15 protein-coding genes are annotated in these 12,151 nt (G+C 60.4%); 8 read left to right on the top strand and 7 right to left on the bottom strand.

The window, feature by feature from the left end; genetic code table 11:
* Positions 1 to 56: 56 nt before the first annotated feature.
* The 3 genes from NP503_RS22790 to NP503_RS22780 all read left to right on the top strand — a co-directional run bounded on the left by NP503_RS22790 (position 57) and on the right by NP503_RS22780 (position 1,089).
* Positions 57 to 491: a GFA family protein gene (locus tag NP503_RS22790; RefSeq protein WP_127267420.1), complete on the top strand. Its 435-nt coding sequence runs from the start codon at positions 57 to 59 to the stop codon at positions 489 to 491.
* 80 nt (positions 492 to 571) lie between these two features.
* Positions 572 to 772, top strand: coding sequence for a KTSC domain-containing protein (locus NP503_RS22785; protein WP_127267421.1), 201 nt, complete (start codon positions 572 to 574; stop codon positions 770 to 772).
* Positions 773 to 924: 152 nt separating this feature from the next.
* Positions 925 to 1,089 (top strand): hypothetical protein, encoded by a 165-nt coding sequence (locus NP503_RS22780; protein ID WP_081738679.1) that lies wholly within the window; start codon positions 925 to 927, stop codon positions 1,087 to 1,089.
* Positions 1,090 to 1,150: 61 nt separating this feature from the next.
* Here the strand turns inward: NP503_RS22780 and NP503_RS22775 are convergent, their stop codons facing one another.
* Genes NP503_RS22775 through NP503_RS22760 form a run of 4 tightly spaced genes read right to left on the bottom strand, consistent with a single transcriptional unit; the run spans position 1,151 to position 5,486 of the window.
* Positions 1,151 to 1,405: a hypothetical protein gene (locus NP503_RS22775; protein WP_127267425.1), complete on the bottom strand. Its 255-nt coding sequence runs from the start codon at positions 1,403 to 1,405 to the stop codon at positions 1,151 to 1,153.
* Positions 1,406 to 1,451: 46 nt separating this feature from the next.
* Positions 1,452 to 1,889: a hypothetical protein gene (locus tag NP503_RS22770; protein ID WP_245456899.1), complete on the bottom strand. Its 438-nt coding sequence runs from the start codon at positions 1,887 to 1,889 to the stop codon at positions 1,452 to 1,454.
* Positions 1,890 to 1,899: 10 nt separating this feature from the next.
* Positions 1,900 to 3,078 (bottom strand): acetate/propionate family kinase, encoded by a 1,179-nt coding sequence (locus tag NP503_RS22765; RefSeq protein ID WP_127267422.1) that lies wholly within the window; start codon positions 3,076 to 3,078, stop codon positions 1,900 to 1,902.
* Entirely contained in the window at positions 3,075 to 5,486 is a 2,412-nt protein-coding gene (locus NP503_RS22760; RefSeq protein ID WP_127267423.1) for a phosphoketolase, read from the bottom strand. Before NP503_RS22760 ends, NP503_RS22765 begins: the two co-directional genes overlap by 4 nt.
* Positions 5,487 to 5,748: 262 nt before the next feature.
* Here NP503_RS22760 and NP503_RS22755 point away from each other — a divergent pair, with 262 nt between their 5' ends.
* The 4 genes from NP503_RS22755 to NP503_RS22740 all read left to right on the top strand — a co-directional run bounded on the left by NP503_RS22755 (position 5,749) and on the right by NP503_RS22740 (position 8,808).
* The gene (locus tag NP503_RS22755; RefSeq protein WP_127272199.1) at positions 5,749 to 7,740 is read left to right on the top strand and encodes a protein-L-isoaspartate(D-aspartate) O-methyltransferase; all 1,992 of its coding nucleotides are present in this window, start codon (positions 5,749 to 5,751) and stop codon (positions 7,738 to 7,740) included.
* 101 nt (positions 7,741 to 7,841) lie between these two features.
* A complete protein-coding gene (locus NP503_RS22750) occupies positions 7,842 to 8,048 on the top strand; it encodes a hypothetical protein (protein ID WP_013531530.1) in 207 nt (68 codons plus the stop codon).
* 46 nt (positions 8,049 to 8,094) lie between these two features.
* Positions 8,095 to 8,565 (top strand): YbhB/YbcL family Raf kinase inhibitor-like protein, encoded by a 471-nt coding sequence (locus NP503_RS22745; RefSeq protein ID WP_127268875.1) that lies wholly within the window; start codon positions 8,095 to 8,097, stop codon positions 8,563 to 8,565.
* 84 nt (positions 8,566 to 8,649) lie between these two features.
* On the top strand, positions 8,650 to 8,808 hold the full coding sequence (locus tag NP503_RS22740) for a hypothetical protein (RefSeq protein ID WP_127268877.1): 159 nt from the start codon (positions 8,650 to 8,652) through the stop codon (positions 8,806 to 8,808).
* Positions 8,809 to 8,903: 95 nt separating this feature from the next.
* Here NP503_RS22740 and NP503_RS22735 read toward each other — a convergent pair whose 3' ends face one another.
* Entirely contained in the window at positions 8,904 to 9,332 is a 429-nt protein-coding gene (locus NP503_RS22735; protein WP_127268879.1) for a hypothetical protein, read from the bottom strand.
* Between the two features lie 192 nt (positions 9,333 to 9,524).
* Between NP503_RS22735 and NP503_RS22730 the strand changes: the two genes are divergently transcribed.
* On the top strand, positions 9,525 to 11,426 hold the full coding sequence (locus NP503_RS22730) for a DUF4396 domain-containing protein (protein WP_127268880.1): 1,902 nt from the start codon (positions 9,525 to 9,527) through the stop codon (positions 11,424 to 11,426).
* A 56-nt stretch (positions 11,427 to 11,482) separates the two neighbouring features.
* Here NP503_RS22730 and NP503_RS22725 read toward each other — a convergent pair whose 3' ends face one another.
* Together NP503_RS22725 and NP503_RS22720 are read right to left on the bottom strand one after the other, a co-directional pair.
* A complete protein-coding gene (locus tag NP503_RS22725; RefSeq protein ID WP_081738677.1) occupies positions 11,483 to 11,641 on the bottom strand; it encodes a hypothetical protein in 159 nt (52 codons plus the stop codon).
* 150 nt (positions 11,642 to 11,791) lie between these two features.
* A complete protein-coding gene (locus tag NP503_RS22720; protein ID WP_127268882.1) occupies positions 11,792 to 12,019 on the bottom strand; it encodes a hypothetical protein in 228 nt (75 codons plus the stop codon).
* Between the last annotated feature and the right edge of the window lie 132 nt (positions 12,020 to 12,151).

The raw sequence follows: 12,151 nt of genomic DNA, 5'->3' as shown, positions 1-12,151 counted from the left end.
AGCGGCCGCTTGGCCGCTCTCTGAACGTCCCTTGGGCGCGACAGGATGGACAGACGATGCGGCGCGAGACCGGAGCCTGCTTCTGCGGAGGGATCGCCGCAGCCATGGACGGAGAGCCTTTCTGGATATGCTACGATCACGACGACGATTGCCGCCGGGCCATCGGAAGTCCGATGACAATCTGGGTCGGTTACCGGCCTGAGCAATTTCAGCTTCTTAGAGGGACACCGAAGGCCTTTTCGAAAACGCCAGGCGTCACCCGCACGTTCTGCCCGGACTGTGGAAGCTCGATAGGCTATAGCGACGAAGGTCTGCCGGACGAGTTCTACGTGACGGTCGGTTTTCTTGACAAACCTGAAGGTTTTCAGCCGCAAGCCCATGCCTATTGGGATCTGAGGCTACCGTACATCGAGTTTGATGACAGCCTGCCACGCATCGACCGATATTCGAGGAAGCGCGACCCGAAGTTGGGCAACCCGCGCGACCGGTAGTCGCGGTGCAAGGCGCGAGGGCATCGGCGGAACCTGACGATCGCTAACGGGTTATTCGGGCAGACCCGTCGGGTGCCACCATGCCATCGACCGTGATCCGAAACGCACAATACGACCCCGCCACCAGGATCCTCTCGGTCTGGTTTGTTCCGAGCGGCAAACGTTACGACTATGAGGATGTTGCTCCGGTAACTTATGCCGCTTTCACCAAAGCTTTCTCAAAAGGCCGCTTCTTCAATGAATTCATCCGAGATCGCCATCGGTATCGCCGCGTGGCGTGACAAGTTCGGACATGAGCAGACGATGCACGGAACCTGACCCGCATCGTCTCGTTGACGTCTCGTCGAAGCAAACCAGGCAATGACAATTCATCTGGATATGCTCGGGACCGGCAAAGATCGATCGGAACAGGCTTCAAGGGAGTTCAAGAGCCATGACGGCCAAGAAGCAGAAGACCGAAAGCAAGGACAAGAAGGCGCTGCGCTTGGCAGAGACCACCGACGTCTCACCCAAGCAGGCCAAGGAGCTTATGCAAAAGCATGGCAAGGACAGCCCCAAGGTCGAGAAAGAAGCCAGAAACTTCAAGGCGGAAGGATAGGACGCATTGAGGCCCGGCTTGCATGACCCCTGCAGGGGATCGGCCGCCAGGCAATTCGGGATTAAGGGGGCTCGCCGGCCTTTTCGGCCGCGAGCGCAAAGGGGAAGCGCAGCACCAGGTTGCGGTTCTCGTCAAAAATCTCGAAGGCCAATCCGGTACGCAGCGGCTTGCCATGCAGCAGTTCTTCGGCGAGGATTTCCTTCGCCGACGCCATCGCGTTTTCCTCGGCGCTCGCTAGATCAGAAAATTCCTGGCCCTCGGGATCCTCCTGCAAGCTTCCGCTCTCGTCTCGAAGGTCGAAAAAGTACCTGGACATGCCGACTGAACTCCTCATTGCGACGATGGAATCGGAAGCGCCAGCCTCAGATTTCAGTGCCTGATGTACCCGGATTGTCGAAGAGCACAGCCAGGCCATGCTCGATGGCGCAGGCCGCAATCAGATCATCGAAGGCCTTTCCCGAAAGCGGGCAACTTGGCATCACCTCCCGAATTGCGGTTCCGGCCTTGGCGGTAGAGATCACATCGTGGCGTTTCTTGCGTGTCTCGACATATTGCTGGACCAGGATTTTCAGGCGCCTCACCGCAACATCGTCCGTAAACATGGATTCCTCAGCCAATGCCTGAAGTAAGGCTGTCGGCCTGATCATCGTGCCGACGGTCTCGGGTTTAGCCGAGATTGCTCGCACAATATTTCCATGGGCCGTTGGTTCCCCCGACCGCTTGCTTGGTAATTTTCGTACAGGGAATGCCCTTGCCCGCGCTTTTACCGAGCCCAACCGACGTCGGGTTTCCGATGCCAATGGCGAGCCTTCAGGCTTGCATCACCTTGCGGCTGTGACGTGCAACGACACTTTCCTCATCGGTCGCAATCACGCGCACCTCCACCTTGCTCTCGGGACGACTGATGATTTCGGCGTGGATGTCGTTGGCGCGTTCTTCAAGCACCACGCCAAGCCAGGTCAATTTTTCGCATATGGCCTTGCGGATGGACGCGGACCGTTCGCCGATGCCGGCGGTGAACACGAGGCATTCAAGACCACCCATCGTGTTTGCAAGCGCTGCTGCTTCCCTCGCCGCGCGGAAGGCAAAAAGCGCCATCGCCTCTTGGGCGCGAGGATCGTTGCTCCCTTCCAGCGTCCTCATGTCGCCCGAAATACCGGATACGCCGAGCAGTCCCGACTTCTCGTAAAGCATCGTCTGCAGCTCCTCAGCCGCGATGCCTCTTTCCAGTAGGAAGTGCAACAGCACGCCGGGATCGATGGCGCCGCACCGCGTGCCCATGACGAGGCCATCCAGGGCCGAAAACCCCATCGTCGTATCGATGCTCTTGCCCTCGCGCAAAGCGCAAAGGCTGGCACCATTGCCGAGATGGGCGACGATGGTGCGTTTCGCCGCAAGAGTTGGCGATATCCCGCTGAGCCGCCCGGCGATGTATTCATAGGAGAGACCGTGAAACCCGTAGCGGCGCAAGCCTTGCCCTTCATATTGGCGCGGAAGGGCGAAGCGCCGCACGAGCGGATCGATCGTCTGGTGGAAAGCGGTGTCGAAACAACCAACCTGTGGCAGGTCCGGTTGCAAGGCGGCTATCGCGCGGACCGGCGCGAGACTGCGAGGCTGATGCAGCGGAGCGAGCGGCGTCAGTCTGTCGATGGCGTCGATGATGTCTGGGGCCAGACGGACAGGTTCGATGAACTCGCTTCCGCCATGCACGATACGATGGCCGGCGCAGAGCAGGTTTCTTTCGCCGATTTCGCCCTGCACCCAATTCAGCATCTCGCCTATGGCCGCGTCCCGCGGCTTGTCGGTGGCGAGCTGCCGATCGCACTGCACCGTTCCGTCGGCCGCTTTTGCGCGGAGTGTGGGTGTGTCGCCCAAGTCCAACGTGCCGCGCGAAACGAGCTGCATATCCTGTGACGAGACAAGATCGTAAAGCGCGAACTTGATGCTGGACGAACCGGCATTCAGCGCCAGGATCGACCGACGCGTCATTGGCGCGCCTTTGCCGCGCCTTTGTCGGGCCAGCTCCATTTCTGGATTTCGGGCATATCCTCGCCGTGCTCGCGGACATAAGCCCTGTGCTTCACCAACCGGCCGTGGAGTTCGCCGGCAAGCCCTTCAGCCCTTTCGGCCAGTCCCGGCACACGTTCGATGGCGGCAAGCGCGAGGTGGTAGCGATCGAGTTCGTTGAGCACCACCATGTCGAACGGCGTCGTCGTGGTGCCCTCCTCGCGGAAGCCATGCACATGCATGTTGTCATGGTTGGCGCGACGGTAGGTCAGGCGATGAATAAGATAGGGATAGCCGTGATAGGCGAAGATTACAGGCCGTGTCTTCGTGAACAACGCATCGAAGTCTCCATCGGCGAGCCCGTGCGGATGCTCGGTGTTCGACTGCAGCGTCATCAGGTCGACAACATTGACGACACGGATTCTCAGGTCGGGGATCGCAGAGCGCAGAATGTCGGTCGCGGCCAGCGTTTCCAGGGTGGGCACGTCGCCGGCGCAGGCCATGACCACGTCGGGCTCCTCGCCCTGAGCAACCGTACCGGCCCATTCCCAGATGCCCGCCCCCGCCTTGCAATGCGCTTCGGCTTCTTCAATGGACAGCCATTGCGGTGCCGGCTGCTTGCCGGCGGTAATGACATTGATGCGGTTATAGGTTCTCAGGCAATGATCTGTGATCCACAGCAGGGTGTTGGCATCCGGCGGAAAATAGAGCCTTACCGTATCGGCCTTCTTGTTGGCGACCAGATCGGCAAAGCCCGGATCCTGATGGCTGAAACCATTGTGATCCTGCCGCCAGACATGCGAGGTCAAAAGGTAATTGAGCGAGGCGATCGGCTTGCGCCAGGCAAGCTCGCCGGAGGTCTTCAGCCATTTGGCATGCTGGTTGACCATCGAATCGACAATGTGGATGAAGGCCTCATAGCAGGAGAACAGGCCGTGGCGGCCGGTGAGCAGATAGCCTTCAAGCCAGCCCTGGCAGAGGTGCTCGCTGAGCACCTCCATGACACGTCCGTCACGGGAAAGATGGACGTCGTAGGGTTCAATGCGCTGCATCCAGAGCCGATCGGTAACTTCGAACACCTCGTCGAGGCGGTTGGATGACGTCTCGTCCGGCCCCATCAGGCGAAAATTCCGCGCCTCGGCATTGAGGCGGAACACCTCGCGAAGATAGCTTCCGCAAATCCGCGTCGCTTCAGCGACGACGCCTCCCGGACGAGGCACTTCCAGCGCCAGGCTTTTCCAGTCGGGAAGCACAAGATCGCGCTTCAACAGTCCGCCATTCGCGTACGGGCTTGCGCCCATGCGCTTTGTCCCTGTTGGGGCAAGTGCCGCGAGCCCCGGCAACAGATGCCCGCTTTCATCGAACAGCTCTCCCGGTTCGTAGCTTCGCATCCAGTTCTCGAGGATCTTGCGGTGGCCCTCATTTCCGCGTGCGTTCGACACCGGCACTTGATGCGAACGCCAGAAACCCTCGACCTTCTCGCCATCGACCTCCTTGGGACCTGTCCATCCCTTGGGGCTGCGCAGCACGATCATCGGCCATTGCGGGCGTTGACCATGCCATCCCGGAGCCCGTGCCTGCTCCTGAATGGACCGGATGCGATCGAGCACCGTGTCGAGCGTCGCGGCCATCGACTGGTGCATGGCAAGCGGCTCGTGGCCTTCGACGAAGAACGGTTCGTAGCCATAGCCGGCGAAGAGACTTCGCAACTCCTGATCGTCCATACGGCCGAGGATCGTTGGATTGGCGATCTTGTAGCCGTTGAGATGCAGGATCGGCAGGACGGCGCCGTCCGACATCGGGTTCAGGAACTTGTTGGAATGCCATGCCGCCGCGAGCGGACCGGTCTCGGCTTCGCCGTCACCAACGATACAGGCAACCACCAGATCCGGGTTGTCGAAGGCCGCGCCAAAGGCGTGAACCAACGCATATCCCAATTCACCACCCTCATGGATGGAGCCTGGCGTCTCGGGCGCGGCATGGCTTGGCACGCCGCCGGGGAAGGAAAACTGCCGGAACAGTTTCCTGAGGCCGTCTTCGCCCTGCCCGATATCGGGATAGATCTCGCTATAGGTGCCCTCGAGCCAGGCGTTGGCGACCATTGCGGGACCGCCATGGCCCGGCCCGCAGATAAACAGAGCATCGAGGTCGCGTTCGCGTATGACGCGGTTCAGATGCACGTAGAGAAAGTTCAGCCCCGGCGTCGTGCCCCAATGGCCAAGCAGCCGCGGCTTGACGTGTTCGGCCTTCAACGGTTCGCGCAACAGCGGATTGTCGAGCAGGTAGATCTGGCCGACCGAGATGTAATTCGCGGCGCGCCAGTAGCGGTCCATGAGGTCGATCCGTTCGTGGCCGATGGCCTGCGGCGTCGCGGCAGCCTTGTCGTTCATCGACATCTCCAGCTTCGGTTCGCTGGTGATAACTGGGGCATCTTTGCGCTTGAGCAACCCCCGACTGCCGCGTTCGGGTCGGCGTCACGACCCACGCGGCCGAGAGACCGGACGCCATCTCGGCCGGGCTTGCGGCCCTATCCGCAAATAGGCGGGAACCTTGAAGTCCTCCGGCGGTTAGAAACTGAAATCGCGAAGACCAGGCTCAAGGCAGGTACCGCGAAGGATAGCCTCGAAGCGTTGCACCAAAGGGAGCTAAAAGATGCTCGATCTTCCTCGTGCCCGTGATCGAATGGTCAATATCCATGTCGGCCGGCGTGGCATTCATGACCGTGAGATTCTGCAGGCAATGCGCGAAGTTCCACGCGAGGCCTTCGTCGAACCCGGCTTCGAGGAATTTGCTTACGAAGACACGCCGCTGCCGATCGCCGATGGCCAGACCATATCGCAACCCTACATTGTCGCGTTCATGATCGAGATGGCGGATGTCAAACCGGGTGACCATGTGCTCGAAATTGGCACCGGCTCGGGATACGCGGCCGCGGTGATGAGCCGGATCGTCGAACAGGTCTACACGATAGAGCGTCATCCCGGTTTGGCCGAAGCCGCGAAGCGGCGGTTTGAAAAACTCGGCTACCAAAACATCGAGGTTCGGACAGGCGATGGCACCAAGGGCTGGCCGCAGGCGGCGCCGTTCGACGCCATCGTGGTGACAGCCAGTGGTCCCGGCGCACCGCTCGCCCTTCAGGAGCAACTCGATGTCGGCGGCAGGCTCGTCATTCCGGTCGGCGACGACCCGGATTTGCAACGTCTGCTCAAAGTCACCCGGACAGGCGCCGCAACCTATAGCGAGGAGGATTTCGGCGGCGTGCGCTTCGTCCCTCTGATCGGCGAGCAGGGTTGGTCGGAAAACGGCACGGCCACCGACGTTGGTCGTCCGCTTCGACATCCCCATCCGATCAGCCTGCCTGATATGATCGCGGCCGCGGCCGAACCCCTGCCCGATTTCGACGATCCGGCCTTCGGCGCATTGTTCGATCGGTTTGCCGACCGGCGCATTGTTCTGCTTGGCGAGGCAAGCCATGGCACGTCCGAATTCTACAGGGCGCGCGCGGCGATCACCCGCAGGCTCATCGAACGCCACGGCTTCACCATCGTCGCGGTCGAGGCGGACTGGCCCGACGCAGCGGCGATCGACCGCTATGTTCGCCATCGTCGGCCGCGAACCGGCACTGGCGCGCCATTCCAGCGATTTCCGACCTGGATGTGGCGCAACACCGATGTCGCGGCCTTCACCGACTGGATGCGCCGTCACAACGAGAAGCTAGAGCCTTCGGCGCAAGCAGGGTTCTACGGCCTCGACATCTACAATATGAGCGGTTCCATCGGCGCGGTCCTCGATTATCTCGACCGGGTCGATCCCCCGGCAGCCAAGATCGCGCGCGAACGCTATGGCTGCCTGACGCCCTGGCAACACGATCCGTCCACCTACGGCCGCGCGGTGCTCACCGCCGGCTATCAAAAATGCGAGAAAGCGGTGCTGGAACAATGCCGGGACTTGCTCGCCAAACAGCTCGAATATGCAAAAAGGGACGGCACCGACTTTCTCGACGCCAGTCAGAATGCCCGGCTGATCGCGTCCGCCGAACACTATTACCGGATCATGTACTATGGCGGCGCGGAGTCCTGGAACCTGCGCGACACGCACATGTTCGAAACGTTGGAACATTTGCTGCATGCCGGCGGCCCCAACGCCAAGGCCGTGGTGTGGGCGCACAATTCCCATATCGGCGATGCCCGCTTTACCGAGATGGGCGTCGTCAGGGACGAACTGAACATCGGCCAGCTCTGCCGGCAGCGTTTCGGGGATGAGGCAGCGCTGATCGGTATGGGCACGCATTCCGGCACTGTAGCGGCCGCCAGCGACTGGGACGGCAAAATGGAGGTGAAGCAAATCCGCGCGTCGCACGCCGACAGCTACGAACGGCTTTGCCACGATTCCCTTGTGTCGCGGTTCCTGCTCGACCTCGGGCGCGACACAACGCTGCGTGAGCGGCTGCTGGAACGCAGGCTGGAGCGATTCATCGGGGTGATCTACCGGCCGGAAACCGAGCTGGGCAGCCACTATGCGGACGCTTCCCTGCCCCGGCAGTTCGACGCGTTCCTATGGTTCGACAAAACCGCGGCAGTGACGCCGCTTGGCCCGGAGCATGCAAGAACCGGCGTTCCCGACACCTACCCGTTCGGGCTTTAGCCGGCGCGCGGCGAACCAATGAAGAAGCTGAGGCGTGGAACCGGAACGAACTATCCGGTCTGCGATTTCAAAACTGCAATCCCCGTCGAAGGAGTTTTCTCATGACCGGAACCAAACATCCGAAATGGAAGAAACCGAGCGATGCCGACTTGGCGAACAATCCTGGTATCGGGACTTCCAAGGGAACGATCAAGGAAGGCGAAGAGTTCGAGCTTGAAGGCGAGAATACGGTCGAAGGTGACGTCGAAAACGACACGACCGCCGCTGGCGGGATCGATCCAAGACAAAAGATGCGGACCAACAAATAGCTGCCCTGCGCGTCGCTGCGATCAACTTCGCCGGAAGGAGTGAACCATGCCACTTGCCCTTAGCAGTGCCGCCTTTGCCGAAGGCGGACAAATTCCCGAAAGATACACACGAGACGGCAAAAACGTATCGCCGCCGCTGAAATGGTCTGGAGTGCCGGACGAAGCAAAGAGTCTCGTTCTCGTCGTTCAGGATCCTGACGCGCCGAGCGGAACGTTTGGTCATTGGGCGGTGTTCAACATCTCCCCGGACACGAGGGAACTTCCCGAGGCCGAAAGCGGCAAGCCGGGTCCGGGCGCCCTCAGGCAAGCAACGAATGATTTTGGCAACGCCTATTACGACGGCCCTGAACCGCCGGTCGGACATGGCGTTCACCATTACCATTTCCGGCTGGCCGCGCTCGACACGCCGAGCCTTGCCATTCCAGCGAGCGTGGGCATCGAGCGCATCTGGCGGGAGGCGCAGAAACATTCGCTTGAGCAGGCTGAACTCATCGGAACCTACGAACGCAATTCGTAAGTTAATGACCAGGGGCGACCGAGGTGGCCTGCTGCACGGAACGGTTCTCCTCCTCGCCGGTTGTCTGGGAAAGGAGATGCCGCCATGTTTGGAGATATCATGTGGTTGGTCGTCGTTGCCGGCGGCCCATTGCTGCTGATCGTGCTGATGGCCTATGCCGTTATCGCACGCCGTCGGCGTGGACCCGCCGAACAACGGGAGAGCGACCGGGCGACCAACCGGCTGTACCAGGACAAGCGTTGATCCGCGTCGGCAAGACAATCCGATTGGCAAGACATCCAATCGGCAAGACAGGGGATCGTATGCCGCACCGAAGCGACGACGATCCCCAACTACGGTCAGCGCATTATCCTTTGCCGCAACCACGCAAAGAACCTGCCGCTGATGGCTGAGCGGACCCGCGTCGCAGCCCAGCGCGCTTTCATGGTTGAGCCGACGTGGCAATCGCAGACGATGTCGTGCAGCTGCCAGTCGTTCAGTTCGAAAAAGCGCCTTGCCTCACCGTATGTGTCGTCCTTTAAACCCGATGCGCGCAGCACTGGATCCTCGAAGGCGACCGAAATTGCCGTTCCCTCGCCCCGCATCAATGAACGTGCTTCAGGGTGCAGATGTTCGGTGCCTGCAAACGCCCCAAGGCATCGCTCGGGATTACGCTCCAGCAGTTCAGCCCAGCGCTCTATGCGCTGATTTCGTGTCATGGCGGAATAAGCAGCCGACGATTCAATCTTGGCGACGGCATGCAGTTGGTCGAGTGTTTGATGTTTCATGGCCAGCTCCTGTTGAGGCAGCGAAGCGCCCACGCCTTCAAGGGAATTACCGCGCGTTAATGCTTCGACAAGAGCGCCAGGCTGGAGAATTCGACACAACCGGATTGGGCCGGCGGGATCATAAACACGCCGGCTGCGTTCATCGACGGGGGCTGCTTGTGACAAGCCACTGATCCGCGACGGGATGCATCCATGTTCATCCAGCCAATCGACTATTTCCTTGCCGTCTGGTTCGCTCTTGCCGCCGCCTCGACGCTTTATGTCGGCTTCGATCAATACCGCAACAATCCCGAACCGGTGGTGATGAAATGGGGCTTCATCCTGGTGACCCTCTATATGGGTCCATTGGGGCTGCTGCTTTATGTGCTTGCAGACAAGGAGCCACGTCCAGGCGAGCATGAAGACTTCACCAGGCCGCTGTGGAAACAGGGGGTCGGCTCGACCATCCACTGCGTTGCCGGCGATGCGACCGGCATCATTCTCGCCGCAGTCATCACGGCAACGCTTGGCCTGCCGATGTGGCTCGACCTCATCGTCGAATATCTGGCGGGCTTTGCCTTCGGCCTGTTCATCTTCCAATCGCTGTTCATGAAATCGATGATGGGCGGCACCTACTGGGAGAACGTGCGCAAGAGCTTCTTGCCCGAGTTCATCTCGATGAATTTCATGATGGCCGGCATGGCGCCCGTCATGAGCTTTCTGATGATGGGACGCGACATGCGCGCCATGGAGCCGACCGAGCTTTTGTTCTGGGGCGTGATGTCGATCGGCGTCATCGCCGGCTTCACGCTCGCCTATCCGGCCAATGTCTGGCTGGTCGCGCGCGGGCTGAAGCACGGATTGATGACGCAGCGCCCGCAGGCGAACGAAACGAGCAGTGGAGAGCCGACCGCCCACCAACAGCACGCTACGCATCACCCCAACGCCGGCGACGATCGACGAAGCCGCAACACCTCCCACAAGTCCAAACGCAGCGGCCATCAGATGGAGACGGACGCTACGACGCCGCAGATTGCGGCCCTCGGTATTGTGTCGGTGTTGGCGTTGGCGATCGGCATGGCCGCGCCGGCGAACTGGCTGAACCTGACGCTTTCGGCGCGTGACGTCGGCGGCGCGATCATGCCGCAAGGCATGATCATGGGTCGCGACACGCCGGCGGAATCCATGCGTGACATGGCTGCAACCGATCCGCGTCGCGTTACCTCGTCCTATGGTCTTGCCGCCAAGGGCGACCAGGAACTGCCATTCCGTCTAGAGAACGGCGTCAAGGTGTTCGAGCTCAGACCATCGGTGGTCCGCTGGCAGATCCTGCCCAACGTCGCGGTCGACGCCTATGCCTACAATGGCCAGATTCCCGGTCCGCGCATCCACATTCGCCAGGGCGATAAGGTTCGCATCGACGTCACCAACGACCTGCCCGAGGAAACCACGGTGCATTGGCACGGCATGATCCTGCCGAACCAGATGGATGGACCTGCCGAGATCACCCAGCCGCCGATCGAGCCTGGACAATCCTATTCCTATGCGTTCACCGCGACCCAGCACGGGACCTACTTCTATCATCCGCATGCCAAGCCGGACCGCACCCAGGCGCTGGGGCTTTATGGGGCGCTGATTATCGATCCCGCCAATCCTGCCGACGAGGTTCCGGCTGACCACGACTATGTCATCGAACTTCAGGAATGGCTGGTGCGCGATGGGCTGACTTATCCGTCGATGCCCATGGAAGGCGGCATGCCGAACTTCTTCACCATCAACGGCAAAGCCTATCCCGCAACCGACACCATTCCTATGAAGGTGGGCGAGACGCTGAAGGTGCGTTTCATCGGCACCAACAACGGCTTCGTCCATCCAATGCATATCCATGGCGGACCCTTCGAGGTCGTCGCCCGTGACGGTGAGACGCTTTCTTCGTCGGCGCGCTTTCTGGCCGATACGATCAATGTCGGACCGGGACAGCGCTATGACGTCGTGTGGAAGGCGCTGCGTCCTGGCAAGTGGCTCATTCACTGCCACATCCCGCATCACACGACGAACAACAATGTCGAGGAGAAGGGCGGCGGCGGGCTGATGGTGGTCATCGAGGTCGGCTAGATCTGCCAACCCCTTGCGAATTTGCCGATGTCATCCGGAGGCCGCGTCGTTGCGCGCTACTTCTTGATAATGGTTCCGTTGCGCAAGTCGAATGCCTCGGTACCGCGAGCCTGGCGGTAGAAATCGTCCTGCAATTCGCCCCACTCGCCGAGAAAGGCGCCGCAATTGCTGCAATGAATTGGCGTCGATTCCTTGGCGTTGTCGGGAATGTCCATTTGGATAGTCCCACAAGCCTTGCAATCGAGTTTGTCGTCCAGCCGTCGTCCCATTTCCCAATAATTGCGCATTTTCGGCCATGAGCCAATTGTCGATTTCGTACCAAATCGCTTCAACCACCGGTGAGTCCTCCAGCCATGGCTCATCGGTCAATCGCGAGAGTCAAAAAGGACGGCCAGCCCCAGTTCCCGTGCCAGCTCGACGATCGTCTCCATCAACTCATCGTCTGTATCCTGCAAATAAGGCGCGTCCCTGCGAGCGGCCTCTATCGCCGCTTTGACCGAAACGATGTCGCCGTATCGCCCACTTCGAAGCTGCTCTGCCAGAAATGCCTTGGCGGTACCGACAGGTCTTATTGCCCATCTGGCGATGCTCATGCGGCTCCCTCCCATGGTCACCTCTGCTTTATTTTGATCCTCTCCAAGGTGCAGATCAATCGATGGTACGATTCCGTACGCAACCGCTCAGCCGGTTGGGAGACAGCCATATGACGTCGTCTGGGCCATGGT

The sequence above is a fragment of the Mesorhizobium sp. SEMIA396 genome, assembly GCF_024518615.1.
In the GTDB taxonomy this organism is placed as follows: domain Bacteria; phylum Pseudomonadota; class Alphaproteobacteria; order Rhizobiales; family Rhizobiaceae; genus Mesorhizobium.
This window is presented reverse-complemented; position numbering and strand designations above follow the sequence as displayed.